Here is a 24099-nt window from a genome sequence, read left to right as displayed (position 1 = left end):
ACCGGCCTGTCACACCCCCTGGCTCACCGAGCTCATGTTGAAGTCCGGGACACGCACCGTCGGGAAGGCGGCCCGGGTGAACCAGTCGCCCCACTCGCGCGGCAGCGTCCGCTCGGTACGGCCGGCCTCCGTGGCCCGGCCCAGCAGCGACACCGGTGACTCGTTGAAGCGGAAGTTGTTCACCACGCCCGTCACCTCGCCGTTCTCCACCAGGTACACCCCGTCCCGGGTGAGCCCGGTGAGCAGCAGCGTCGCCGGATCCACCTCGCGGATGTACCACAGGCACGTCAGCAGCAGCCCGCGCCCGGTCTGCGCGACCATCTCCTCCAGCGACTTCGTGCCTCCGCCGTCGAGGATGAGATTGTCCACGGGGGGCGCCACCGGCAGCCCGGTCAGCCCCGCCGTGTGACGGGTGGTGATCAGCTTGCGCAGCACCCCCTCGCGCACCCACTCCGTCCGGCCGAGCGGCAGCCCGTTGTCGAACACGGACATGTCGTCGCCCGAGGCGTGCGCGAGCACGAACGGGGCCGTCTCCAGGCCCGGTTCGTGCGGATCGCTGTACAGCGTCAGCGGCAGCTCCGACAGTCTCTCGCCGACCCGCGTGCCGCCACCGGCACGGCTGAAGACGGTGCGGCCCTCCGCCGCGTCCCGCGCCCCCGACGACCACATCTGGTAGATCAGCAGATCCGCCACAGCGGTCGGCGGCAGCAGCGTCTCGTAGCGGCCCGCGGGCAGCTCCACGCGTCGGCGCGCCCACTCCAGCCGCTGGGCCAGCCCGGCGTCCATCGCCGCGGGGTCCACGTCCTTGAAGTCGCGGGTCGACGCGCCCGCCCACGCCGAGCGTGCGCCGTCGGGCGACTTGGCGTTGAGTTCGAGCGTGCCCGACGGCTGGTCGGCCCGCAGCCGGACCCCCGCCGAGGTGCCCAGATAGCTGGAGGTGAGCGAGTGGGAGGCGAAGCCGTACAGCTCGCGGCCGCCGCCACGTGCCGCTGCGAAGCACTCGCCGAGCGCGGGCGCGAAGTCCGCGAACACCTCGGAGGAGGTCTCGTCGGGCGCCTCGGCGAAATCGGCGGACGCCGGCACGTCCGTCACCAGCGGCTGGGCGTCCTCGGCGGGCTCCGCCTCGCGCGCCGCCGCCTCCGCCGCCCGCACCAGCGGTTCGAGATCATCCGCGGTCACGGCGGAGCGCGAGACCACACCGGACGCCGTGCCCTGTGCGCCGTCCACGGTCGCGATCACCGTCAGCGTGCGGCCTCGCGTCACGCCATTGGTCGTCAACGCATTGCGCGCCCACCGCAGATTGGCGGTCGACTCCTCGTCGGCGATGGCGACACAGCCGTCCGCCTGCGACAACTCCAGCGCCCGCTCGACGATTTCGTGGGCTGCGGTCGTACGTGTCATCGGCCCGCCTCCTGCGTGGTGTTGAGGATCGTGACGCCACGGAACAGCGCGGAGGGACAGCCGTGACTGACGGACGCGACCTGTCCCGGCTGCGCCTTGCCGCAGTTGAAGGCGCCGCCCAGCACATAGGTCTGCGGGCCGCCGACCGCCTCCATCGAGCCCCAGAAGTCCGTGGTGGTCGCCTGATAGGCGATGTCGCGCACCTGCCCGGCCAGCCGCCCGTTCTCGATGCGGAAGAAACGCTGCCCAGTGAACTGGAAGTTGTAGCGCTGCATGTCAATGGACCACGACCGGTCGCCGACCACGTAGATGCCCCGGTCCACCCCGCCGATCAGTTCCTCGGTCGGCGGACCGTCCGGTGCGGGCTGCAAGGACACGTTCGCCATCCGCTGCACCGGCACATGGGACGGGGAGTCCGCGTACGCACACCCGTTGGAACGCTCGAAGCCGCACAGTCGCGCGATCCGCCGGTCCAACTGGTAGCCGACGAGCGTGCCGTCCTTGACCAGGTCCCAGGACTGCCCGGCCACGCCCTCGTCGTCGAAGCCGACGGTGGCAAGGCCGTGCTCGGCGGTGCGGTCGCCCGTCACATTCATGACCTCGGAGCCGTACCTGAGCTTCCCCAACTGGTCGAAGGTGGCGAAGGACGTGCCCGCGTACGCGGCCTCGTACCCCAGCGCCCGGTCGAGCTCCGTGGCGTGCCCGATCGACTCATGGATGGTCAGCCACAGATTGGACGGATCGATCACCAGATCGTAGGAGCCCGGATCGACGCTCGGCGCCCGCATCTTCTCGGCGAGCAGCTCCGGGATCCGGTCCAGCTCGCCGTCCCAGTCCCAGCCTGTGCCCGTCAGATACTCCCAGCCGCGCCCGACGGGCGGCGCCAGCGTGCGCATCGAGTCGAACTCTCCCGACTCCTGGTCCACCGCGAACGCCGTCAGCTCCGGGTGCAGCCGCACCCGCTGCTGCGTGGTGCTCGTGCCCGCCGTGTCCGCGTAGAACTTGTTCTCCTGGACGGTGAGCAGCGAGGCGTCCGTGTGAGCCACCCCCTCGGCCGCCAGCAGCCGGGAGCTCCACTGCGCGAGCAGTTCGGTCTTCTCCCGGTCCGGCACCCCGAACGGATCGACCGCGTAGGAGGAGACCCACACCTGCTCCGCGTGCACCGGCTCGTCCGCCAGCTCGACCCGGTCCTCGGCACCCGCGGCGGCGGCGACACGGGCCGACAGCTTCGCCATCGCCACCGCCTGGCCCGCCACCCGCGCGGCCGCGTCCATCGTCAGGTCCACCCCGGAGGCGAACCCCCAGGCCCCACCGTGGACCACCCGCACCGCATAGCCGGTGTCCGTGGAGTCCGAGGACCCCGCCGGTTTGGCGTCCCGCAGCCGCCACGAGGCGCTGCGCACCCGCTCGAAGCGGAAGTCGGCGTGCTCGGCTCCGAGCGCCCGCGCCCTGGCCAGTGCCGCGTCGGCCAGGGCCTGCAACGGCAACGCGAGGAACGACTGATCGATCTCTTTGGGCACGGCTGTCTCCCCTTCTCGCCCGTCCCGATCTGTCTTCCGGTCCGTCCTGCGATCTGTCATCGCAGTGAATCATGCCCCTCCGACAGCGAGGCCGTCCGTTCATCTCTCCGCCCTCCCCTGCTCCGCGGGGGCCTCCTCCGCCTGCTCGCGTGCGTCGGTCACAGGGGCCCCGCCCGCCGGTTTTCTGTAGAGATCCCACAGCGTCTCCGGCGAGCCCCTGTGCGTGCTGGATTCTCGGTGACCGGCCGCGGACCGATAGTTTTCGTATCGTTCGCAGCGAACGAATGACAACGGAAAGGGAGATCCCTTGAGCCGCTCGGTTCTCGTCACCGGAGGCAACCGGGGCATCGGCCTCGCCATCGCCCGTGCCTTTGCCGACGCAGGCGACAAGGTCGCGATCACGTACCGTTCCGGGGAGCCGCCCGAGGGCTTCCTGGCGGTCAAGTGCGACATCACCGACCCCGAGCAGGTCGAGCAGGCCTACAAGGAGATCGAGGAGAAGCAGGGCGCGGTCGAGGTGCTGGTGGCCAACGCCGGTGTCACCCGCGACCAGTTGCTGCTGCGGATGTCGGAGGACGACTTCACCTCCGTCATCGACACCAACCTCACCGGCACTTTCCGGGTGGTCAAGCGCGCCGCCCGCGGGATGCTCCGCGCGCGCAAGGGCCGCATCGTGCTGATCTCCTCCGTGGTCGGGCTGCTCGGCTCGGCGGGGCAGGCCAACTACGCCGCCTCCAAGGCCGGCCTGGTCGGGTTCGCGCGCTCCCTCGCCCGTGAACTGGGCTCCCGCAACATCACCGTCAACGTCGTCGCCCCTGGATTCGTCGACACCGACATGACCCGCGTGCTCACCGACGAGCAGCGCGAGTCGATCATGGGCCAAGTCCCCCTCGGCCGCTACGCGAAGCCGGAGGAGGTCGCCGCCTCGGTGCGCTTCCTCACCTCCGACGACGCCGCATACATCACTGGAGCCGTCGTTCCCGTCGACGGCGGATTGGGCATGGGTCACTGAGATCATGAGCGGACTTCTCACCGGTAAGCGCATCCTGGTCACGGGCGTACTGCTCGAGTCCTCGATCGCCTTCCACACCGCCAAGCTCGCCCAGGAGCAGGGCGCCGAGGTCGTGCTCACCGGCTTCGGCCGGCTCAGCCTGGTCGAGCGCATCGCCAACCGGCTGCCCAAGCCGGCCCCCGTCATCGAGCTCGACGTGCAGAACCAGGAGCAGCTCGACTCCCTCGCCGCCCGGGTGCGCGAGCACGTCGACGGCCTCGACGGCGTCGTCCACTCCATCGGCTTCGCCCCGCAGGACGCCCTCGGCGGCAACTTCCTCAACACCCCGTGGGAGTCGGTCGCCACCGCCGTCCAGGTCTCCGCGTACTCGCTGAAGTCGCTCACCATGGCGTGCCTGCCGCTCATGGAGAACGGCGGTTCGGTGGTCGGCATGGACTTCGACGCGCAGATCGCATGGCCGCAGTACGACTGGATGGGCGTCGCCAAGGCCGCGCTGGAGTCCACCTCCCGCTATCTCGCACGTGACCTCGGCCCGCAGAACGTGCGGGTGAACCTGGTCTCGGCCGGCCCGATCAAGTCGATGGCGGCCAAGTCCATCCCCGGCTTCGAGGAGCTCGCCCAGGTCTGGGAGACCCGTGCCCCGCTGGCGTGGGACCTGACCGACCCGGAGCCCGCGGGCCGCGGTGTGGTGGCCCTGCTCTCGGACTGGTTCCCCAAGACCACCGGCGAGATCATCCACGTCGACGGCGGCCTGCACGCCATCGGTGCCTGAGCGCGCGCCGAACCCATGCGCCGGAGCCCCGGTCACGCCGCACGGCGCGACCGGGGCTCCGCCGCGGTGACCGATATCCCCCGAACGGGTGAGCAGGAGTAGGCCTGCCCAGCGAAGCCGCGCAGGATGAATGCACCCGAACCGGCGACACCACTAGTGCACCAGGCTGCATCAGGCCCCCAGTGGAGGTCCCGCCATGCACGCGCGTTGCCGCAGGACCACAGCCACAGTGACAGCCGCAGCCGCAGTGACGGCGGTCGTCGTCGCCGTGACAGCGGCCGCCCCGGCGCCCGGCGGGCCGGCCGCCGCCGGCCCGCAGTGCTACACCGCGACGCAGGGCAGCACGGCCGCTGCCGCCTGCCACAACCCCGACCCCGAGCAGGTGTGGCTGAGGTTGCACATCCGGTGCGCCCGCTGGTGGGACCCCTCCGTGGACACCGCTGCGGCGACCGTCGGCCCGGCCCAGACCATCGTGCTGAGCGGCCGGTGCTGGAAGGAGATCCGCGCGGTCTGGGTCACCCTCACCCGCCGCTGAACCGGCAGCCCAGCGCATGCGCCCCCGCCTCCGCGGCGGCGCGTTCACCGTCCCTGTCCCGGATCGCCTCGACGAGCCGCGAGTGGTCGACATAGCCCTCGGGGCTGAGCACCTCGCCGACGTCCGCGCGCAGGAAGTCGCGCAGCACCTGGCCGAGATCCGCGTACATCTCGGCGAGGACGTCGTTGTGCGCGGCCGCCACCACCGCCAGGTGCAGGGCCGCGTCCGCATCCACGAAGGCCTGCGCGCTCCCCGATTCCCAGGCGCGTTCGCGCCGGGCGAGCACGCGGTCCAGGTGGGCCAGGTCGCGCGCGGTGCGGCGCCCGGCGGCGAGCCGTGCCGCCGCGGCTTCCAGAACGCTGCGCGCCTCGGCGACATGCTGCGGATCGGTCCCGGCGAAGCGCCGGTGCATCACGCCGGCGAGCTCACTGGTGGCGATGACATACGTGCCCGAGCCCTGCCTGATGTCCAGCAGGCCGTTGTGTGCGAGAGCGCGGACGGCCTCACGCACCGTGTTGCGTGCGACGCCGAGCTGCTCGACGAGCTCCGGCTCGGTCGGGATGCGGGTGCCCACCGGCCACTCGCCGGAGGTGATCTGTGCCCGTAGCTCGGAGATGACCTGGTCGGCGAGAGCGGAACGCCGGGGTGAGGTCAGCGGCATGGTTCTCCTCGGTTGAGGCTGCAGCCTGCTGGGTGCGTGCGGATCGGCAAAGGACTTGTCAGGCAATCATCCCATCATTCTATGATAGGTCCATGCGCGACGACGACACTGCCGTGACCTGCGACGATCTCCCGTCGGCCGGTACCCGGGCCGCGACGGGGTCGGCCGGCTCCGCCGGTCCCACGAGGGCCGCGAGAGCCGGCACGTGGACGCGGCGGCTGGTGACCGTCGGGATGGTGGCCGCCGCGCTGAACCTCCGTCCCGCGGTCACCAGCCTCGGCCCGCTGCTCGAAGAGGTGCGCCAGGGCCTCCACATGAGCGGCACCGTCGCGGGACTGCTCACCTCCGTGCCCGCGTTCTGCTTTGCCGTCTTCGGGGTCGCCGCTCCCCGCCTCGCCCGGCGCTTCGGCCCGGGCGCCGTCGTCTGCGCCGGGATGGCGGTGATCACCGCGGGGCTGCTGCTGCGGCCGTTCGCGGGTGCCGCGGCGACGTTCGTCGTGGCCAGTGTGCTCGCCCTCGCTGGGATAGCGGTCACCAACGTGCTCATGCCGGTGATCGTCAAGCGCTACTTCCCGGACCGGGTGGGCGCGATGACGGGCGTGTACTCGATGGCGCTAGCCCTCGGCACCGCCATCGCAGCCGCCGTCACCGTCCCCATGACCCATGCTCTGGGCGGCAGTTGGCGCCTCGGCCTCGGCGCGTGGGCACTGCTCGCCGCCGCCGCCGCGCTGCCGTGGCTCGGCCTGGTCCGCAATCGCCCCGGCGCGGCACCGGCACCGGACCCCTCGGCCGCCGGGCCCGAGCCCGGCGCTGCGGGCTCCGGGCGGATCACCCGCAGCCGTACCGCGTGGGCGCTTGCCGTCTTCTTCGGGCTCCAGGCCACCGGCGCGTACATCACCATGGGGTGGCTGCCGCAGATCTTCCGCGACGCCGGAGTCTCGGCGGACACCGCCGGTGTGCTGCTCGCGGCGACCATGGCCGTGGGCGTCCCGCTCTCGTTCGTCCTGCCGGCCGTGGCAGGGCGGATGCGCCGCCAGGGCCCGCTCGCCGTCGTCCTCGCAGCCTTCGGATTCGTCGGGTACGCGGGGCTGTGGCTGGCGCCCGCTGCTGCGCCGCTCGCCTGGGCGCTGCTGCTCGGTGTGGCCAACAGCGCCTTCCCGCTCGCCCTGACGATGATCGGCATGCGGTCGCGCAGCGGCACGGGCGTGGTGCGCCTGTCGGCCTTCGTGCAGAGCACCGGCTATCTGATCTCCATCCCCGGTCCCATCCTCGTCGGCACGCTCTACCAGCTCACCGGGGGCTGGAGCTTGCCCATCGCGCTGATGGCCGGGCTCATGGTGCCGCAGATCGTGGCGGGCCTGTATGCGGGCCGCGACCGCCACATCGAGGACGAACTCTGACACGCCTGGGCCCGGCCCCGGTCACGAGCGCTCAGGAAGCAGTGCGAGACTGGGGCGCATGCCAGTGCTCGAACCGAATCCGCCCCAACCCCACAAGAAGCTCCTGCTGCTCATGGTGCTGATCCTCGGCGTCCCGGCGCTCGTCGCCGTCGTCGCCAGCTTCGCGGCCAAGATGGGCTGACCGGGCGGAGTGTCCGCTCCAGGCAGGGTGAGACCGAGGTGGGGTTGTCCCCACCTCCCCTAGGGGGCCAGTGTCAGGGTCAACTGGGTGGGCTGCCTGATGGGTTGCATCGCTCGGAATCCGTAGCGTCGTCGGTGTCGGACAGCTCAGACCAGACTCCGAAAGGCACTTCCCGATGTCGCCGCGCCCCGCCCTCACCAGTGCTCACAGCAACGCACCCGCGCCGCGGCCCACGACCCGGCTGCCGTGGTGGGCGGTTGCGTTGCCCGCGCTCGCCTTCGCCGCGCTGCTCACCCTCGTCACCGGTTCGGGACATGGCGGTTCCGCCCCGGCGGCCGAGTCGCTCGCGCAGTTCACCGGCCGTCTTCACGAGCTGCTCCTGCGCATCATGTGATCGTATGGACACCTGCGGGTGAGAACCTTCGCACCCCGCGCCTGGCGCGGGGTTTTCTGGAAAGCTGAAGGGCATGAGCGACGCAACGCCCCGAAGGATCGTCCTCCTCAGACACGCCAAAGCCGACTGGTCCTCCGTACCCGACACCGAGCGGCCGCTCGCCGAGCGTGGCCGCAAGGACGCGCCGGCTGCCGGACGCTGGCTCGCCGGAACGGGCATCCTTCCCGATCTCACCCTCTGCTCACCGTCCGTACGCACCCGCGAGACCTGGAAGCTCGTCGCCCACGAGCTGCCGCAGCGCCCCAAGACCGTCTACGAGGAGCGGCTCTACGAGGCGACGCTCGGTGACCTGATCGCGCTGCTCAACGAGACCCCCGACGATGTCGCCGATCTGCTGCTCGTCGGCCACAACCCGGGGATGCAGGGCCTCGCCGACGCCCTTGCCGGCGAGGCGGAGGGCGATGTGCTCAGCCGTCTGCACCGTGGCTTCCCGACGTCGGCCGCCGCCGTCGTCGCCTTCTCCGGCTCATGGAAGTCCGTCGAGCACGGTGTCGGCCGCCTCGTGGCCTACTGGGCGCCGCACGACTGAGGTAACCGGACGTCGGAGACCCCACGACGATCGCCTCCCGGAGAGCCGGGAGGCGATCGTCGTTGCGGCTCAAGATTCCCGGCTCACCATTCCCGGCTGAGGGCTCCCGGCTCAGGACTCGACGTGCAGATCGGCCGCCTCGACCTCCTCGCGCGTGATCCCGAGCAGATACAGCACCGTGTCGAGAAACGGCACATTGACGGCGGTGTGTGCCGCCTCGCGTACCAGTGGCTTGGCGTTGAAGGCGACGCCGAGACCGGCCGTGTTGAGCATGTCCAGGTCGTTGGCCCCGTCCCCGATGGCGACGGTCTGCGACAGCGGGACGCCGGCCTCCCCGGCGAAACGGCGCAGCAACCGTGCCTTGCCCGCCCGGTCGACGACCTCACCGATCACCCGGCCGGTGAGCTTTCCGTTCACGATCTCCAGGGTGTTGGCGGAGGCGAAGTCGAGGCCGAGCCGTTCCTTGAGCTCGTCGGTGACCTGCGTGAATCCGCCCGAGACGACGCCCACCTGGTAGCCGAGCCGCTTGAGGGTGCGGATCAGCGTGCGGGCGCCCGGCGTCAGCCGGACCTCGGCGCGTACCTTGTCGACCACCGACTCGTCGAGGCCTGCGAGCAGCGCGACCCGGGCGTGCAGGGACTGCTCGAAGTCCAGCTCACCGCGCATTGCCGCCGCCGTCACCGCGGCGACCTCGGCCTCGCAACCCGCATGGGCCGCGAACAGCTCGATCACCTCGTCCTGGATGAGGGTGGAGTCCACATCCATCACGACGAGCCGCTGCGCCCTGCGATGCAGCCCGGCCGAGACCACGGCCACGTCGATCCCGCGGTGCGCGGCCTCCATGGCCAGCGCGGTCCGCAGCTGATCGGTCGGAGCGCCCGAGATCGTCAACTCGACCGCCGTGACGGGGTACTTCGCGAGGCGGAAAATACGGTCGATGTTGCCGCCAAGGGCGGTAATCCGTGCCGCTATGGCGGCCGTCGACTCGGCGGTGAGCGGATGGCCGAGGACGGTCACGTGCGAACGGCCGGTGCGGCGCGGCCGGTTGTCGCCGACCCCGGAGATGATCTCGGCCTGCATCTTGATCGATTCGGCCCAGCTGTGCACCGTGGCGCGCAGCTCACCCTCCGCGGACGAGCCGCCCGGGGGCACGGTGACCAGCGCGCACAACACCATGCGGCCACGCGTCACCACTTGCTCGATGTCCACCACGTCCACGCCGTACGCGGCCAGGGTGTCGAACAGTCCGGCGGTGATCCCCGGCTTGTCCTTGCCGAAGATCTTGACGAGCAGGGTCGGACCGGGCGGCGGGGCCGTCTCGGGAACGGCGGGGGCAGTGTAAGGCTGCGATGCGTCGTCCATGGTGCAACCACCGTATCTGGCGTTACTCGAACACTGGAGGAGTGTCCCGTATGGCGGGACCGCGCTCAGCCGGCAACACCCCTGGTCGCCGAGGCCAACGGCGAGGCCCGGCTGCCCGCTGCGCCCGTGGCGCGGGCCAGCAGCGCACCGACCGCCCCGGCCGCCGCTCCCCATGCCGCGCCCAGCCCCACGGCGGCTGCCAGTGAGGCGTGCAGATCGACCCCTGCGCCCACGGCATCGAAGCCGAAGACCGAAAGATCCGCATTGACCGAGAAGCCGGTCAGCCACACCGCGGCACCGAGGCCGACCGCGGTCGCGAGCCCCAGCCGCAGCGCGCACAGTGCCGTGTACCGCCACGGGGACGCACCTGCGACGGGAGTACGGGCCGCGGCCAGCACCCCGGCCGTGAGTATCATCAGCGCGGCCGCCACCACCAGCAGCCACACCCTGCCGTCGAGCTGCGCCAGGCGGGAGACGGTCACCGGCCGCTCGGAGCCGGCGCCGATGAGCCGGTCGAGCGGATGCGGCACCAGCTGGGCGAGCGGACCGGTCGCCCGTCCGTGCCACGGGACGAAGAGCCCGAGTGCCGCGCCGAGCCACACCCCGTTGACGCCGCCCACCAGGGCGGTGCCGATGATCCGCCCCGGGTGGTCGTCGGTGACCGCCGCGTACACCGAGACGAGGAGGCCCGCGGCCACGGTGAGCAGCAGTGCCGCGCACAGTGCGGAGACGGCCGGCCGCACCTGGCGGTGCAGGGCCTCCCAGCCGTGCGGCAGCGGCGTGTGGCGCGAGGCGAGCAGGGCGATGGCCAGGACGGCGACCGCCCACAGCACCCCGGAGGCGAGCGTGGGTCCGGTCTCGACGTGGAAGCCGACCGAGGTCCGCGTCTTGACCAGGTCGTTCAGGCCGCCGAGCAGGCCGGGATCGAGGTTCCCCAGGTCGCCGAGGCCGGGGACGGAGCCGAGGATCCCGCCGCTCCCGCCTCCTCCACTGCCGAGCGTGGCTCCGTTTATCGAGATCGTGTCATGCCCCGCCCATGCGAGCCCCCACAGCGCGGCGGCGAAGAGCACCACCAGCATGACCGCACGGGCCGCCAGCTCACCCCAGCCGATCCGGAGGCCCGCCTGCCGCAGCGACCGCAGGAAGATCCAGGCGAGCAGCAGTGCGCCCGCAAGGCCCACCCCAAGCGGGATGATGTCGACGGCCGCCGTCGCCCCGGCCCCGCTCACGCCGAAGACCGAAAGATCGCCGGAGGGGCTGACCTTGCCGCCCACCGCCATCGTGACGACGGCCGCCGTCATCGGCGCGAGTGACCCCTGGGTGTCCGCGCCCAGCAGATGGAGCCCGAGCGCCGCGACCGCTGTCATGCCCACGAAGGCCCACCCGACCGAGGCGACCGCTGTGGCCAGCGCGCTGACCCACGGGACCGGGCGCCGCGGTCCGGCGAGACCGGGCGCGGGAGCGAGCGTGGTGTGGGACATGACGCCTCCTGCCCGAGGAGTTACCCGGATTACTGTTATCTGTGCTGATCCAGGGGTGTTTTCACTCTCCGCGGGTGTTTCGCCGGCGTCAAAGCGAACGGGGTGCGGTCGGCGGCGGAGGGCGGTTTCCCGTTGCACCTGAGTCCCTGAAATAGTTCCTCCCGATGTTCGCCATCCCTGGACTCCCCGGAGCGGGGGTCAGTCGGGGGACAACTTTGTGGGGCATGGAGTGCCGGAACTCGTACTGGATTTGAACGGACATACCCGGATTCTTGACGCGTCCAGGTCATACAATGTGGGGAGGGATCCGCAGGGGGACCTGGCCCTCGACGACGCCAGGGTTTCCTGGCGGCACGCGACGATCCGTTGGAACGGACGTCAGTGGGTCATGGAGGACCTCGGTAGCACCAACGGCACATACGCCGGCGGCGTACGCATCCAGCAATGCGAACTGGTCCCCGGAACCAGCGTGCATCTCGGCAATGCCACCGACGGCCCGCGGCTTGCCTTCTCCGCCGCCTCGGCCGCGCCGCAGCCGGCCCCCGCAGAGGCGTACAGCGGGCAGACGGCAACGGCAGCACCTGAAACCGCTCCCGTACCCGCCCCCGCAGCCGCACCCGCCGGCTGGGCCCCGTACCAGCAGAGCCCCCGGCCGGCCCCGCCACCGATATCCGCCCAGACGCCGCCCGCCAGGCCGCAGGAGCAGCCCCCGGCCCGCGGTGACCGCAGCCCGACCACCTTCCACCAGCTGGCCGCGGGCCGCGTCATGCGCATCGGACGTGCCCTGGACAACGACCTCGTCGTCTCCGATCTGCAGGTCTCCCGCCACCACGCGGAGTTCCACGCGCACCCCGACGGCCGCATGGAGATCGTCGACCTCGGCAGCCACAACGGCACGTACGTCAACGGCCAGCCCGTCGAAGGCCACCTCATCGGCCCGAGCGACATCGTCGGCGTGGGCCATTCGACGTTCCGGCTCGTCGGCGACCGGCTCGAGGAGTTCGTTGACACCGGCGCGGTCTCCTTCTCCGCCCGGCGGCTCACCGTCCAGGTGCCGCAGGGCAGGACCACCAAGACCATCCTCGAGGACGTCTCCTTCGGCGTCCCGGAGAAGTCGCTCGTCGGCGTGATCGGACCGTCCGGCTCCGGAAAGTCCACCCTGCTGCGCGCGCTCACCGGCTACCGCCCCGCCGACCACGGCGAGGTTCTCTACGACCACCGCAACCTCTACAAGCAGTTCGCCGAGCTGCGCCAGCGCATCGGCCTGGTGCCGCAGGACGACATCCTCCACAAGGAGCTGTCGGTGCGCACCGCACTGCGGTACGCCGCCAAGCTCCGCTTCCCCGGCGACACCCACGCCGCCGAGCGCAACGCCCGCATCGACGAGGTGCTGCGAGAACTCAAGCTCGACATCCACGCCGACAAGCGCATCACCTCCCTTTCCGGAGGCCAGCGCAAGCGCGTCTCGGTCGCCCTGGAACTGCTCACTAAGCCGTCGCTGATCTTCCTCGACGAGCCGACGTCCGGCCTCGACCCGGGGATGGACCGCGACGTGATGCAACTGCTGCGCGGCCTCGCCGACGACGGCCGCACGGTGCTGGTGGTCACCCACTCGGTCGCCGAACTCGCCCTTTGCGACCGGCTGCTGGTGATGGCCCCCGGCGGTTCGGTGGCGTACTTCGGCCCGCCGGAGGAGGCGCTCACCTTTTTCGGCTACGACAGCTGGGCCGACGTCTTCCAGGCCTTCGAGAACTACCGCGACTACGACTGGTCCGGCCGCTGGCGCGGTTCGCAGCACTACCAGATGTACGCGGCCGACTTCGACGCGGCACCCCAGCAGCAGCCGTACCAACCGCACCCACCGCAGCAGCCGCACATGGCCCCGAAGCCGCACCCGCAGCCGGCGCAGGCCCGTCAGCAGAAGCCGCAGAGCTGGAGCTCGCAACTGTGGACGCTGATCGCCCGCTATCTGTCGGTGATCGCCTCCGACCGGGGCTTCATGGGGCTGATGCTCGTCCTGCCCGCGGTGCTGGGCGTGGTGAGCACCGTCATCCCTGCCAAGAGCGGCCTCGGCTTCGGACCGCCGCAGGCCCACTTCTACAACAAGGACGCCGGCACCATCCTGATGATCCTCACCGTCGGCGCGTGCTTCTCGGGCGCCGCCAACTCGGTGCGGGAACTCATCAAGGAACGCGTCATCTACGAGCGGGAACGCGCCGTAGGCCTGTCGCGCTCCGCCTACCTGATGTCCAAGGTGATCGTGCTCGGCCTCATCACCGCGCTGCAGGGCGTGATCATCTGCGGGATCGGCTTCGCACCGCGCACCCTGCCGGCCGAGGGCGTGCTCTTCCACAACGCCCCAGCGATCGAGATGACGTTGGCCGTCATCGCGATCGGCTTCACCTCGATGATGGTCGGGCTCGTCATCTCCTCGCTGGTGAAGACCGCCGAGAAGACCATGCCGCTGCTGGTGATGTTCGCCATCGTCCAGGTCGTCTTCACCGGTGTGCTCTTCCAGCTCTACGCCAAGCCCGGTATCGAGCAGGTGGCCTGGCTGATGCCGTCCCGGTGGGCCATGGCCGCCCTGGGCACCACCGCGCAACTCAACACCCTGATGCCCTGGGACCCCACCAACACCGACGCGCTGTGGGACCACAACGCCGGAACCTGGTTCCTGGACGTCTTCGCGCTCGTCGTGATGAGCGTGATCTGCGGCTTCGCCGTCGCCCGCCTGCTGCGACGGCACGAGCCCGAGGTGATGCGCGAGAAGTGACCCACGCGCACACGGCGGCGCGCCCGGGAACAGGGGCGCCGCCGCCGGCACCTCAGCTCCGGCCCTGCGAAGCCCGGATCGTGCCGTGCTCGTCCGCCGCCGATTCCAGCGCGCGCACCGCCGTCGTCCCCACCGCGATCACCCTTCCGCCGCCCGCGCGCGCCGCGTTGACCAGCCAGGCGGTGGACTCAGGCACCGAGAACCGCTCCGGGTACGGCGGCTCGTCCGCCTCGGCGGAGGCCGCCAGCACATCTCCGGCGCGCAGCAGTCCTGGCAGATCACGGAACCCGTGGTGGGAGACGTCCCCGGAACCGCCCGGCCTCGGCCGCGCGCCGCAGCCGCACGGGGAGCTTCGGCCTACGCCGCCAGGCCGAGGCCGGGCACGCCGAGCGGCCGATCCTCGTTGTCCGACCCCGCCGGTACCGTGAACACATGTCCAGTCGGTCTCCTGACGGGTCGCCCCGCCACGGCATCGAAGCAGTGAGTGCGGCTGTGCTCGCGATGAGCAGGCACCGCGAGATGCGCGACGTGCTGCACACGATCGTCACCTCCGCGCGCGAACTGCTCGACGCCGAGTATGCGGCCCTCGGCGTACCCGACGACCACGGTGGCTTCGCCCAGTTCGTGGTCGACGGCGTCAGCGACAAGGAGTGGAAGGCGATCGGCCCGCTGCCCCGCCAGCACGGCATCCTCGCCGCGATGCTCCACGACCCCGCCCCGCAGCGCCTCGCCGACGTCCGCAAGGACCCGCGCTTCGGGGGCTGGCCCAAGGCGCATCCCGAGATGTCCGACTTCCTGGGCATGCCGGTCGTCGACGGCGACGAGACCCTGGGCGCCATCTTCCTCGCGAACAAGAAGTGCCCGAAGCCACAGGACGGCGGCTGCGGCTTCACCGAGGAGGACGAGGCGCTGCTGCGCACGCTCGCCGCGCACGCCGCTCTCGCACTGACCAACGCCCGGCTGTACGAACGCAGCCGCGAGCTGACCATCGCGGGCGAGCGCGCCCGCATCGCCCACGAACTCCATGACGCCGTCGCCCAGAAACTCTTCTCACTGCGGCTGACGGCCCAGGCAGCGGCAGCGCTGGTCGACCGCGACCCGGCCCGCGCCAAGGGCGAGTTGAAGGAGGTGGCCCGGCTCGCGGCCGAGGCCGCCGACGAACTGCGGGACGTCGTGGTGGAGTTGCGCCCCGCGGAGCTGGACGAGGACGGACTGGTCGCCACCTTGCGCACCCAGACCCGGGTGCTGGCCCGGGCGCACTCCGCGCGCATCGGCTTCCGGGCACGCGGGATGCGCGCGCTTCCGGCCGCCCAGGAGGAGGCGATGCTGCGCGTGGCCCAGGAAGCCCTGCACAACGCCCTGCGGCATTCGGGGGCCTCGGGTGTCGACGTGCGCCTCGAGGGCCGCGGAAAGGGCGCGGTGCTGCGCGTGTGCGACGACGGCCAGGGGTTCGACCCCTCCGCGGTACGCCGTGCGGGCCGGCACCTCGGACTGGTGTCGATGCGGGACCGCGCTGCGGGAGCGGGCGGACGGCTGACCGTGGACTCGGCGCCCGGCAAGGGCACCGTGATCGAGATGGAGGTGCCCGGTGGCTGATCAGGGCGGACCGACGGCGGGCGGTGCGATCAGGGTCCTGCTCGTCGACGACCACCAGGTGGTCCGCCGTGGCCTGCGGACCTTCCTGGAGGTGCAGGACGACATCGAGGTGGTCGGCGAGGCGTCCGACGGCGACGAGGGCGTGTGCCGGGCCGAGGAGTTGCGCCCCGATGTGATCCTGCTCGACATCAGGATGCCGGGCATGGACGGTATCGCCTGTCTGCGCAAGCTGCGAGAACTCGGCGTCGCCGCGAAGGTGCTGGTCGTCACCAGCTTCACCGAGCAGCGCACCGTGGTGCCCGCGCTGAGGGCGGGCGCCGCCGGCTATTTGTACAAGGATGTCGACCCGGACGCGCTGGCCGGTGCCATCCGTTCCGTGCATGCCGGGCATGTGCTGCTCCAGCCCGAGGTGGCCGATGCGCTGCTCTCGCGCGAGGAACCGGGTGCGGGCCAGGGGCGCGGCGGTTCGCTGACGGACCGGGAGCGCGAGGTGCTCGGCTTGATCGCCGACGGCCGCTCCAACCGGGAGATCGCCCGTGCACTCGTACTGTCGGAAAAGACCGTCAAGACGCATGTGTCGAACATCCTGATGAAACTCGACCTGGCGGATCGCACGCAGGCCGCTCTATGGGCGGTACGGCACGGCATGGGCGGTTGAACTGGACGCGGAATGTCGTCTTCCGGGCCGAGATTCATACCGTCGTGTATATGTCCCCCACTTGGCGCAACCGGCGCCGCCGTTGCCCGTTCTCCATGGCGTGCACGCAGCGAACGGCTGCCGCACCACGCTAGGAGGAAGTTAGAAGTGATGAACCTGAAGAAGGCCGCGGCCGTCTCCATGCTCGCCGGTGGGCTCGCCGTCGCCGCTGCCGGTGTCGCGACCGCCGACGCCGGTGCGCACGGCGCCGCCGTGAACTCGCCCGGTGTCATCTCCGGCAACAACGTGCAGGCCCCGGTCCACGTGCCGGTCAACGTCTCCGGAAACACCGTCAACGTCATCGGCCTGCTGAACCCCGCGTTCGGCAACAGCGCCTTCAACCGCTGATCCGACCGCTGGCGCACGCACACCGCGCATACCGCGCATACCGCGCATACCGCGCGCGGACACGGTCCTGACGCGACCACCGGCCCCGGAGGCATCGCCCCGGGGCCGGTCCCGTCCCCGCACGGTCATCCGCGCCGCCGCTCGGCCTCCTCGACATATGCGTTGTACGCGGCCACCTGGGCGCGCCGCGCCGTCCGCTCCACCGGCCGCAACAGCTCCGCCCGGGCCGCGATCTGCGACGCGCTCACCGCCGTACCGTGCTCGGCGCTGTCGTCGCGGCCCTGCGCGATCGACGTCAACGCCGCCACCCGCTGGGCCAGTTCGAGCACGCGCGCCGCCCGCGCCGGATACCCCGGGGCGAGCACTTCGCGGCCGCGCTCCGCCCGGGCCCGGTAGGCGTCCAGCGCCGCCTGCGCGGCAGGGCCCGCGCCCGACACGTCCAGCTTGGCCAGCGCCGCCGTCGCGTCCCGCAGCGCCTCGGCCAGCTCACGCTCCGCCTCGCCCAGCGAGGGCACATCGGCCGGGGGCGCGTCCCGTACCCCGAGGCACTGCCACACCACCTCGACGTGGCGGTCCTGTCGTGACCCGGTCTCGGTCACCTGCGGCACCAGGCCGAGCGCCGCCCTGCCGACCGAGATCACCGCCTCCTGCGCGGCGAGCGCCCGCGCATTGAACTCCGACGGCCCGCTCAGCCCCAGCGGATGCCCGGGCGCGGGCAGTGCCACCCGGAAGCCGGTCACCCCCAGCGCCCGCAGCCGGCCGAGCCCCAGCGAGAGCCCGACCGGGGCCTGCTCGCCGGGCAGGCCCTCGATGCGGTGCACCGAATCGCCGCCGACGATCTCCTCCACCGCCTCATCCGGGGATGCAAAACCCCCAAGAAGGGCATTTCCCCATGCTGCCATGCGTCCTGAGCGAGGTTCCTGAAGCATCCACCCAGCCTATGGACTGGGCCGCCCGACGCGTGGCGTAGGTTTTCCCTCGGGGCTGTTACCCGCGGCCGACCGAGACCGCGGAACGCGATGGCAAAAACTGCGATCACTGCACTTGGGAGACAACGCGCTCATGAGCGATGTACTGGAGCTGGTGGACGTATCCGTGGTCCGCGACGGACGCGCTCTGGTGGACCAGGTCTCCTGGTCGGTCGCAGAGGGTGAGCGATGGGTGATCCTCGGTCCCAACGGCGCCGGGAAGACCACCCTGCTCAACATCGCCTCCAGCTACCTCTTCCCCACCTCCGGAACGGTCCAGGTCCTCGGCGAGAAGCTCGGCAGCGTCGACGTCTTCGACCTGCGCCCGCGTATCGGCATGGCCGGCGTGGCGATGGCGGACAAGCTGCCGCGCCGCCAGACGGTGCTGGAAACCGTGCTCACCGCCGCATACGGCATGACCGCCCACTGGCGCGAGAGCTACGACACCAGCGACGAAGAGCGTGCCCTGTTCATCCTCGACCGGCTCGGCATGGCAGAACTCGCCCAGCGCCGCTTCGGTACCCTCTCCGAGGGCGAGCGCAAGCGCACCCTCATCGCCCGGGCCATCATGATCGACCCCGAGCTGCTGCTCCTCGACGAGCCGGCCGCAGGACTGGACCTCGGAGGCCGCGAGGACCTGGTGCGCCGGCTGGGCCGCCTCGCCCGTGACCCGATCGCGCCCTCCATGATCATGGTGACCCACCACGTCGAGGAGATCGCCCCCGGCTTCACCCACGTCCTGATGATCAGTCAGGGCAAGGTGGTGGCCGCCGGCCCCCTGGAGACCGAACTCACCTCGCGCAACCTCTCCCACTGCTTCGGCCTTCCGCTCGTCGTCGAACAGCGCGGCGACCGCTGGACGGCCCAAGGACTGCCGCTGTCGTAGCAGGGCGCGGGAGGGGGCGCCGAGGCGCCGTCAACGCGGCTCCGGGCGCCCTCGAAAGCCGTTCCCGCCCGGGTGTGCGCGCTCTACCATGGGAGTTGTGGACACATGGGTCTGGTGGCTGGTCGCCGCCGCCGCTCTGGGCATCCCGCTGGTAATCACGGCGCTGCCCGAATTCGGGATGTTCGCGGTCGGAGCCCTCGTGGCGGCCGTCGTCGCGGCGCTCGGCGGCGGTGTCGTTCTCCAAGTCGTCGTCTTCGCCGCGGTTTCCGTCGCGCTCGTCGCAGTGGTCCGCCCGATCGCCGTACGCCACCGATCCACCAGACCGGCGCTGCCCACCGGAGTCGAGGCGCTCAAAGGACGCCAGGCGACCGTGCTCGAACGGGTGGACGGCCACGACGGACGGATCAAACTCGGTGGCGAGATCTGGTCGGCGCGCTCCCTCGACGCCGATCAGATCTTCGAGGTCGGCCAGCGCGTCGACGTCGTCGACATCGAGGGGGCGACAGCCGTCGTCATGTGACCGACCCTGCGATGTGACCGGCCCGTGGCGACGTGACGGGAATTCGCCGAACCCTCTTCGTACCGGGCCCAGCGTCTGCCAGACTTGATCATCGGACATCCGTACAGCGGCGTGTGGCACTGGGGAGTGGTCGTGACACCCATCATCATCGTCCTGGTCATCCTGGTGGTGCTCGTCTTCATCGCACTTCTCAAGACCGTCCAGGTCATCCCACAGGCCAGCGCCGCCATCGTGGAGCGCTTCGGCCGCTACACCCGCACCCTCAGCGCGGGCCTCAACATCGTGGTGCCGTTCATCGACCGCATCCGCAACCGCATCGACCTGCGAGAACAGGTCGTTCCCTTCCCGCCGCAGCCGGTGATCACCCAGGACAACCTGGTGGTCAACATCGACACCGTCATCTATTACCAGGTCACCGACGCACGGGCGGCAACATACGAAGTCGCAAGCTACATCCAGGCCATTGAGCAGCTCACCGTCACCACGCTGCGCAACATCATCGGTGGCATGGACCTGGAACGCACTCTGACCTCCCGCGAGGAGATCAACGCGGCGCTGCGCGGAGTCCTCGACGAGGCCACCGGCAAGTGGGGCATTCGCGTCAACCGCGTCGAGCTCAAGGCGATCGAGCCCCCGACCTCCATCCAGGACTCGATGGAGAAGCAGATGCGCGCCGACCGGGACAAGCGCGCAGCCATCCTCACCGCCGAGGGAATCCGGCAGTCCCAGATCCTCACCGCAGAAGGCGAGAAGGCATCGGCCGTGCTCAGGGCCGAAGGTGAGGCCAAGGCCGCCGCACTGCGCGCAGAGGGCGAAGCACAAGCGATCCGCACGGTCTTCGAATCCATCCACGCCGGCGACCCGGACCAAAAGCTCCTCGCCTACCAGTACCTCCAGATGCTCCCGAAGATCGCCGAAGGCGACTCCAACAAGCTCTGGATCGTGCCGAGCGAGCTGGGCGAGGCGCTCAAGGGCCTCGGCGGCGCCATCGGCAACTTCCGGGCACCGCAAGGACCGCCGGCCACCGGCGACAACGGCAGCGCAGGCGAGGGGCCTCGACGTGAGACCCCCCGCCTCGACAAGGACTAGAGGTTTACGCAGCACGAACCGCGAGCCACTCGGGCAGCTTCACGCCGTCCGAAGGCCCCAACCCCAGCGCCAGCAGCAGCGCATCCGCGGGAGTCGGCTCGAACGGTTGCGACAGCAGCCGCATCCCCGCCTGCTCCGGTGTACGGTCCGCCTTGCGGTGGTTGTCCGCAGCGCATGCCGCCACCGTGTTCAGCCATGTGTCCCGACCACCGTGCGAGCGCGGTACGACGTGATCCACCGTGGTCGCCCGGCGTCCGCAGTACGCGCACCGGTGACGGTCACGCACCAGTACACCCCGCCGCGACCACGGCGCCCGTTGTCGGAACGGCACCCTCACATACCGGCAGAGCCTGATCACCTGCGGCACCGGTATGTCGACCGCCGCCGCACGCAGCCGCAGCCCAGGATGCGCCTGCTCGACCACGGCCTTGTCCTGCATCACCAGCACCACGGCGCGTCGAAGCGACACCGTCGAAAGCGGCTCGAAGCTCGCGTTGAGCACCAACGTCTCGCGCATCCCGTCCACCTCCCGGGTCCCTCCCCGCCCCACGGCGAGGTGGCACCACTGTGGCCGCTCGGCCACCCGGCGGACAACGCAATATCCGCAGCTCCACGACGATATGACGCCTCATCGGAAAGGCTGCGAGGGTGTCATCGGAATGGAGGGAGCCGATCGCTCCGGGCGCCCTTCCCCCGTCAAGACAAAGGGCCACCCGGAGCGTACGGCAGCCGGCGCGGCCACCCGGTTGACGACCGGGCTCCGGCAAGCGGCAGACGCGAACGCCCCGCCGCCTCCGCCACTGCGGTGCCGACTGCCCGGTGACGGTGGTCCAGCCACCGGACAGACACCACTGTGCGGCCGCAGGCCGCGGGGCGCAACGGAATTTCCGGACGTCCCGGTCAGCAGGACCGCTCGCTCAGCCGTCGGCCGCAGGCGCCTCGTACAGACCGATCAGCTGCGCCCGGCCCAGCGTGTGGAACCGAAGGTTGAAGCCCACCACCGCCGGTGTCGCGTCCGCATCCGGCCCGAGCTTCTCGGTGTCCACCGCGTACACCGTGAAGACGTACCGGTGCGCCGGGTCCCCGGGCGGCGGCGCCGCACCGCCGAAATCCCGCGTCCCGTAGTCGTTCCGCACGTGAATCGCGCCCTTGGGAAGCCCGACGAAGTCACCGGAGCCCGCACCGGCCGGAAGCTCCGTCACCGAAGCCGGGATGTCGAACACCATCCAGTGCCAGAATCCGCTGCCGGTCGGCGCGTCCGGGTCGTAACAGCTCACGGCGAAGCTCTTCGTACCGGCCGGGAAGCCCTCCCAGCGCAGATGCGGCGACGTGTTGCCCTTGGCGTACACCTGCTTGTCGTCGAGCACCGCATCCGGCGCCACATCGTCGCTGACTACGGTGAACGACGCCACCGGCGGGTGGAAGTCGTGGGGGAGCGGCCGCCTCTTCTGCTCGGTCACCTGGCTACCTCCTGCATCGCGCCTGTCGCTTGCCCCGTCACCCTAGAACCACGGGCCCCCGTGGTCGGTATTCGGTCACCGTGACGCCACCGCCACGTCCAGTAGGCTCAGAGCGATGATCGCCGCATCGCAACGCGCACCGCTCGACCGGTCGTTCTTCGACCGACCGGTCCTCGACGTCGCCCCGGACCTCCTCGGCCGCATCTTGGTCCGCCATACCGAACATGGCCCGATCGAGCTACGCCTGACCGAGGTCGAGGCCTACGCGGGTCCCGCCGACCCCGGCTCGCACGCCTACCGCGGACGCACCGACCGGAACGCCGTGATGTTCGGCCCGCCCGGCCACGTCTACGTCTACTTCACCTACGGGATGTGGCACTGCATGAATCTGGTCTGCGGCCCCGAGGACACCGCCAGTGCCGTCCTGCTGCGCGCCGGCGAGATCATCACCGGAGCCGACCTGGCCCGCAAGCGCCGGACCACCTCGCGCCGCCTCGCCGACCTCGCTCAGGGACCGGCTCGCCTCGCCACCGCCCTCGACGTCGACCGCTCCCTCGACGGCAGCGACCTCTTCCCCTCCGACCCGGCGGCCTCCCCCTTCCGCATCCTCACCGGCGCTCCTGCCGATCCGGCCACCGTCCGCAACGGCCCCCGCACCGGCGTCGGCGGCGAGGGCGCCGCTCACCCCTGGCGGTTCTGGATCGAGCACGACCCCACCGTCAGCCCCTACCGGGCCCACGCTCCGAAGAAGCGCCGCTAGTACCTCCCCGGCCTCATCGGCAACAAACGGCTGGCCGGAACCGCGTACTCTCGGACACGCTGTCTGTACGCGAAGGTCGCGTACACGGACGAAGGAGAAACGAGACACCGTGACGGACATCGTCGACGAGCTGCGGTGGCGCGGGCTGATCGCCCTGTCCACCGACGAGGACGCACTGCGCAAGGCTCTCGCGGACGGCCCGGTCACGGTCTATTGCGGCTTCGACCCGACCGCGCCCAGCCTTCACCTGGGCAACCTGGTGCAGATCCTGACCCTTCGCCGCCTCCAGCAGGCGGGCCACCGTCCCCTCGGCCTGGTCGGCGGTGCGACAGGGCTGATCGGCGACCCCAAGCCGACGGCGGAACGCAAGCTCAACGACCCGAGTGTCGTCGCAGCATGGGTCGAACGACTGCGGGGCCAGATCGAGCCGTTCCTGTCCTTCGAGGGACCGAACGCGGCCATCATGGTCAACAACCTGGACTGGACGTCGGGCATGTCGGCGATCGAGTTCCTCCGCGACATCGGCAAGCACTTCCGCGTCAACAAGATGATCACCAAGGACGCGGTTGCCCGCCGCCTCAACTCCGACGCCGGCATCAGCTACACCGAGTTCAGCTACCAGGTACTCCAGGGCATGGACTTCCTGGAGCTCTACCGACGGTACGGGTGCACATTGCAGACCGGCGGCAGCGACCAGTGGGGCAACCTGACGGCCGGCATCGACCTGATCCACCGGGTCGAGAGCGCGTCGGTACACGCACTCGCCACGCCGCTGATCACCAAGGCGGACGGCACCAAGTTCGGCAAGACCGAGAGCGGCACCGTCTGGCTCGACGCCGAGATGACCACGCCCTACGCCTTCTACCAGTTCTGGATCAATGCAGACGACCGGGACATCTCTCAGTTCCTGCGGATCTTCAGCTTCAGGAGCCGTGAGGAGATCGAGGAGCTGGAACGGCAGACCGCGGAGCGCCCGCAGGCACGGGCCGCTCAGCGGGCACTCGCCGAAGAACTGACCACGCTCGTGCACGGCGCGGACCAGTGCGCCGCCGTGATCGCAGCATCCAAGGCGCTCTTCGGCCAGGGCGAACTGGTCGGACTCGACGAGTCCACCCTCGGTGCGGCGCTCTCCGAGCTGCCCTACGCCAAGGTGGCAACGCTGGGCCCGGTCGTCGACCTCTTCACCGAGGTCGGGCTCGTGCCCAGCAAGTCGGCGGCGCGCCGCACCATCAAGGAGGGCGGCGCGTACGTGAACAACGCGAAGGTAGAAAGCGAGGACGATGTCCCGAGCTCGTCCGACCTGCTCCACGGCAGGTGGCTGGTGCTGCGCCGGGGCAAGAAGAACCTGGCCGCGATCGAGGTCGAACGGGCCTGACGGCCGTCCGGGCGACGGAAGTTCACGGAACTTCAGATTCGGCGGGTCGGTGGTTTGACTCCGGCCCGCCGAGCGCCTAACGTAGTCCGAGCCGCTGGAACAGGGCGCCGCACGGTGCGACGATCACGTCGCCCGGGGCCCCTGCGATCGCGGACAACCATTACCTTCGATTCCCGACAGGGTCGCGTTTTCCTGTCGGGAAATCGGGGTCGGTGGAGATGCCAGTGGAATTCGGTCCTGAAAAGGTCTGATAAGCTGGAGAAACGAAGGGAAAGCCCGGAGGGGCCGGTGAGACGGTCTCGATGGAAGCTTCCGTTCC

General features: G+C 70.5%; 25 protein-coding genes. 16 read left to right on the top strand and 9 right to left on the bottom strand.

Annotated features, from left to right (window positions below; all coding sequences use genetic code 11):
- Positions 1–9 precede the first annotated feature (9 nt).
- Together NGB36_RS23020 and NGB36_RS23015 are read right to left on the bottom strand one after the other, a co-directional pair.
- A complete protein-coding gene (locus NGB36_RS23020; RefSeq protein WP_255922328.1) occupies positions 10–1401 on the bottom strand; it encodes a metallopeptidase TldD-related protein in 1392 nt (463 codons plus the stop codon).
- A complete protein-coding gene (locus NGB36_RS23015; protein ID WP_255922327.1) occupies positions 1398–2921 on the bottom strand; it encodes a TldD/PmbA family protein in 1524 nt (507 codons plus the stop codon). Before NGB36_RS23015 ends, NGB36_RS23020 begins: the two co-directional genes overlap by 4 nt.
- Before the next feature lie 307 nt (positions 2922–3228).
- Here NGB36_RS23015 and fabG point away from each other — a divergent pair, with 307 nt between their 5' ends.
- From fabG to NGB36_RS23000, 3 genes are all read left to right on the top strand, one after another.
- The gene (fabG, locus tag NGB36_RS23010; RefSeq protein WP_255922326.1) at positions 3229–3933 is read left to right on the top strand and encodes a 3-oxoacyl-[acyl-carrier-protein] reductase; all 705 of its coding nucleotides are present in this window, start codon (positions 3229–3231) and stop codon (positions 3931–3933) included.
- A 4-nt stretch (positions 3934–3937) separates the two neighbouring features.
- Positions 3938–4705, top strand: a complete 768-nt coding sequence (fabI, locus tag NGB36_RS23005; protein WP_255922325.1) for an enoyl-ACP reductase FabI — start codon at positions 3938–3940, stop codon at positions 4703–4705.
- A 229-nt stretch (positions 4706–4934) separates the two neighbouring features.
- A complete protein-coding gene (locus NGB36_RS23000) occupies positions 4935–5240 on the top strand; it encodes a hypothetical protein (protein ID WP_255922324.1) in 306 nt (101 codons plus the stop codon).
- On the opposite strand, the gene NGB36_RS22995 is transcribed toward NGB36_RS23000, so the two are convergent.
- A complete protein-coding gene (locus NGB36_RS22995) occupies positions 5227–5901 on the bottom strand; it encodes a FadR/GntR family transcriptional regulator (RefSeq protein WP_255922323.1) in 675 nt (224 codons plus the stop codon). The genes NGB36_RS23000 and NGB36_RS22995 overlap by 14 nt on opposite strands.
- A gap of 92 nt (positions 5902–5993) precedes the next feature.
- Between NGB36_RS22995 and NGB36_RS22990 the strand changes: the two genes are divergently transcribed.
- The 4 genes from NGB36_RS22990 to NGB36_RS22975 all read left to right on the top strand — a co-directional run bounded on the left by NGB36_RS22990 (position 5994) and on the right by NGB36_RS22975 (position 8465).
- On the top strand, positions 5994–7301 hold the full coding sequence (locus NGB36_RS22990) for a CynX/NimT family MFS transporter (protein ID WP_255922322.1): 1308 nt from the start codon (positions 5994–5996) through the stop codon (positions 7299–7301).
- A gap of 58 nt (positions 7302–7359) precedes the next feature.
- On the top strand, positions 7360–7482 hold the full coding sequence (locus tag NGB36_RS22985) for an SGM_5486 family transporter-associated protein (RefSeq protein ID WP_255922321.1): 123 nt from the start codon (positions 7360–7362) through the stop codon (positions 7480–7482).
- Between the two features lie 175 nt (positions 7483–7657).
- The gene (locus NGB36_RS22980; protein ID WP_255922320.1) at positions 7658–7876 is read left to right on the top strand and encodes a hypothetical protein; all 219 of its coding nucleotides are present in this window, start codon (positions 7658–7660) and stop codon (positions 7874–7876) included.
- Between the two features lie 73 nt (positions 7877–7949).
- Entirely contained in the window at positions 7950–8465 is a 516-nt protein-coding gene (locus tag NGB36_RS22975; RefSeq protein WP_255922319.1) for a SixA phosphatase family protein, read from the top strand.
- A gap of 111 nt (positions 8466–8576) precedes the next feature.
- Here the strand turns inward: NGB36_RS22975 and serB are convergent, their stop codons facing one another.
- Together serB and NGB36_RS22965 are read right to left on the bottom strand one after the other, a co-directional pair.
- The gene (serB, locus tag NGB36_RS22970; RefSeq protein WP_255922318.1) at positions 8577–9827 is read right to left on the bottom strand and encodes a phosphoserine phosphatase SerB; all 1251 of its coding nucleotides are present in this window, start codon (positions 9825–9827) and stop codon (positions 8577–8579) included.
- Positions 9828–9892: 65 nt separating this feature from the next.
- Positions 9893–11308, bottom strand: coding sequence for a streptophobe family protein (locus NGB36_RS22965; RefSeq protein WP_308288912.1), 1416 nt, complete (start codon positions 11306–11308; stop codon positions 9893–9895).
- 217 nt (positions 11309–11525) lie between these two features.
- Between NGB36_RS22965 and NGB36_RS22960 the strand changes: the two genes are divergently transcribed.
- On the top strand, positions 11526–14081 hold the full coding sequence (locus NGB36_RS22960) for an FHA domain-containing protein (RefSeq protein WP_255922317.1): 2556 nt from the start codon (positions 11526–11528) through the stop codon (positions 14079–14081).
- Positions 14082–14133: 52 nt separating this feature from the next.
- Here NGB36_RS22960 and NGB36_RS22955 read toward each other — a convergent pair whose 3' ends face one another.
- Positions 14134–14331, bottom strand: a complete 198-nt coding sequence (locus NGB36_RS22955; protein WP_372509507.1) for an S-adenosylmethionine:tRNA ribosyltransferase-isomerase — start codon at positions 14329–14331, stop codon at positions 14134–14136.
- A 182-nt stretch (positions 14332–14513) separates the two neighbouring features.
- Here NGB36_RS22955 and NGB36_RS22950 point away from each other — a divergent pair, with 182 nt between their 5' ends.
- The 3 genes from NGB36_RS22950 to NGB36_RS22940 all read left to right on the top strand — a co-directional run bounded on the left by NGB36_RS22950 (position 14514) and on the right by NGB36_RS22940 (position 16722).
- Entirely contained in the window at positions 14514–15677 is a 1164-nt protein-coding gene (locus NGB36_RS22950; protein ID WP_255922315.1) for a GAF domain-containing sensor histidine kinase, read from the top strand.
- Complete coding sequence (locus NGB36_RS22945; protein ID WP_255922314.1) at positions 15670–16335, top strand: response regulator; 666 nt, start codon at positions 15670–15672, stop codon at positions 16333–16335. Before NGB36_RS22950 ends, NGB36_RS22945 begins: the two co-directional genes overlap by 8 nt.
- Positions 16336–16482: 147 nt before the next feature.
- On the top strand, positions 16483–16722 hold the full coding sequence (locus NGB36_RS22940; RefSeq protein ID WP_308288911.1) for a chaplin: 240 nt from the start codon (positions 16483–16485) through the stop codon (positions 16720–16722).
- A gap of 125 nt (positions 16723–16847) precedes the next feature.
- Here the strand turns inward: NGB36_RS22940 and NGB36_RS22935 are convergent, their stop codons facing one another.
- Positions 16848–17651, bottom strand: coding sequence for an Rv1486c family protein (locus NGB36_RS22935; RefSeq protein ID WP_255922312.1), 804 nt, complete (start codon positions 17649–17651; stop codon positions 16848–16850).
- A gap of 133 nt (positions 17652–17784) precedes the next feature.
- Here NGB36_RS22935 and NGB36_RS22930 point away from each other — a divergent pair, with 133 nt between their 5' ends.
- From NGB36_RS22930 to NGB36_RS22920, 3 genes are all read left to right on the top strand, one after another.
- Entirely contained in the window at positions 17785–18576 is a 792-nt protein-coding gene (locus NGB36_RS22930; RefSeq protein WP_255922311.1) for an ABC transporter ATP-binding protein, read from the top strand.
- A gap of 88 nt (positions 18577–18664) precedes the next feature.
- Positions 18665–19096 carry an NfeD family protein gene (locus NGB36_RS22925; RefSeq protein WP_255922310.1) on the top strand — a complete coding sequence of 144 codons (432 nt, stop codon included), beginning with the start codon at positions 18665–18667 and terminating at the stop codon, positions 19094–19096.
- A gap of 132 nt (positions 19097–19228) precedes the next feature.
- Positions 19229–20185 (top strand): SPFH domain-containing protein, encoded by a 957-nt coding sequence (locus NGB36_RS22920; RefSeq protein WP_255922309.1) that lies wholly within the window; start codon positions 19229–19231, stop codon positions 20183–20185.
- Positions 20186–20189: 4 nt separating this feature from the next.
- On the opposite strand, the gene NGB36_RS22915 is transcribed toward NGB36_RS22920, so the two are convergent.
- Both NGB36_RS22915 and NGB36_RS22910 read right to left on the bottom strand, forming a co-directional pair.
- Positions 20190–20702, bottom strand: coding sequence for an HNH endonuclease (locus tag NGB36_RS22915; RefSeq protein ID WP_255922308.1), 513 nt, complete (start codon positions 20700–20702; stop codon positions 20190–20192).
- A gap of 400 nt (positions 20703–21102) precedes the next feature.
- A complete protein-coding gene (locus NGB36_RS22910) occupies positions 21103–21645 on the bottom strand; it encodes a YbhB/YbcL family Raf kinase inhibitor-like protein (RefSeq protein ID WP_255922307.1) in 543 nt (180 codons plus the stop codon).
- Between the two features lie 115 nt (positions 21646–21760).
- Between NGB36_RS22910 and NGB36_RS22905 the strand changes: the two genes are divergently transcribed.
- On the top strand, positions 21761–22405 hold the full coding sequence (locus NGB36_RS22905) for a DNA-3-methyladenine glycosylase (protein ID WP_255922306.1): 645 nt from the start codon (positions 21761–21763) through the stop codon (positions 22403–22405).
- A 109-nt stretch (positions 22406–22514) separates the two neighbouring features.
- Complete coding sequence (gene tyrS / locus NGB36_RS22900) at positions 22515–23780, top strand: tyrosine--tRNA ligase (protein WP_255922305.1); 1266 nt, start codon at positions 22515–22517, stop codon at positions 23778–23780.
- Positions 23781–24099 lie beyond the last annotated feature (319 nt).

It is taken from the genome of Streptomyces humicola, assembly GCF_024436035.1.
GTDB lineage: Bacteria > Actinomycetota > Actinomycetes > Streptomycetales > Streptomycetaceae > Streptantibioticus_B > Streptantibioticus_B humicola.
This window is presented reverse-complemented; position numbering and strand designations above follow the sequence as displayed.

Coding starts and splice junctions, on each gene's coding strand:
- NGB36_RS22905 (WP_255922306.1), top strand. CDS start 21,761: ATGATCGCCGCATCGCAACGCGCACCGCTCGACCGGTCGTTCTTCGAC.
- NGB36_RS22935 (WP_255922312.1), bottom strand. CDS start 17,651: ATGCTTCAGGAACCTCGCTCAGGACGCATGGCAGCATGGGGAAATGCC.
- NGB36_RS22995 (WP_255922323.1), bottom strand. CDS start 5,901: ATGCCGCTGACCTCACCCCGGCGTTCCGCTCTCGCCGACCAGGTCATC.
- serB (WP_255922318.1), bottom strand. CDS start 9,827: ATGGACGACGCATCGCAGCCTTACACTGCCCCCGCCGTTCCCGAGACG.
- NGB36_RS22985 (WP_255922321.1), top strand. CDS start 7,360: ATGCCAGTGCTCGAACCGAATCCGCCCCAACCCCACAAGAAGCTCCTG.
- NGB36_RS23020 (WP_255922328.1), bottom strand. CDS start 1,401: ATGACACGTACGACCGCAGCCCACGAAATCGTCGAGCGGGCGCTGGAG.
- NGB36_RS22925 (WP_255922310.1), top strand. CDS start 18,665: ATGGGAGTTGTGGACACATGGGTCTGGTGGCTGGTCGCCGCCGCCGCT.
- NGB36_RS22990 (WP_255922322.1), top strand. CDS start 5,994: ATGCGCGACGACGACACTGCCGTGACCTGCGACGATCTCCCGTCGGCC.
- NGB36_RS22975 (WP_255922319.1), top strand. CDS start 7,950: ATGAGCGACGCAACGCCCCGAAGGATCGTCCTCCTCAGACACGCCAAA.
- NGB36_RS22915 (WP_255922308.1), bottom strand. CDS start 20,702: ATGCGCGAGACGTTGGTGCTCAACGCGAGCTTCGAGCCGCTTTCGACG.
- NGB36_RS22980 (WP_255922320.1), top strand. CDS start 7,658: ATGTCGCCGCGCCCCGCCCTCACCAGTGCTCACAGCAACGCACCCGCG.
- fabI (WP_255922325.1), top strand. CDS start 3,938: ATGAGCGGACTTCTCACCGGTAAGCGCATCCTGGTCACGGGCGTACTG.
- NGB36_RS22930 (WP_255922311.1), top strand. CDS start 17,785: ATGAGCGATGTACTGGAGCTGGTGGACGTATCCGTGGTCCGCGACGGA.
- NGB36_RS22950 (WP_255922315.1), top strand. CDS start 14,514: ATGTCCAGTCGGTCTCCTGACGGGTCGCCCCGCCACGGCATCGAAGCA.
- NGB36_RS22965 (WP_308288912.1), bottom strand. CDS start 11,308: ATGTCCCACACCACGCTCGCTCCCGCGCCCGGTCTCGCCGGACCGCGG.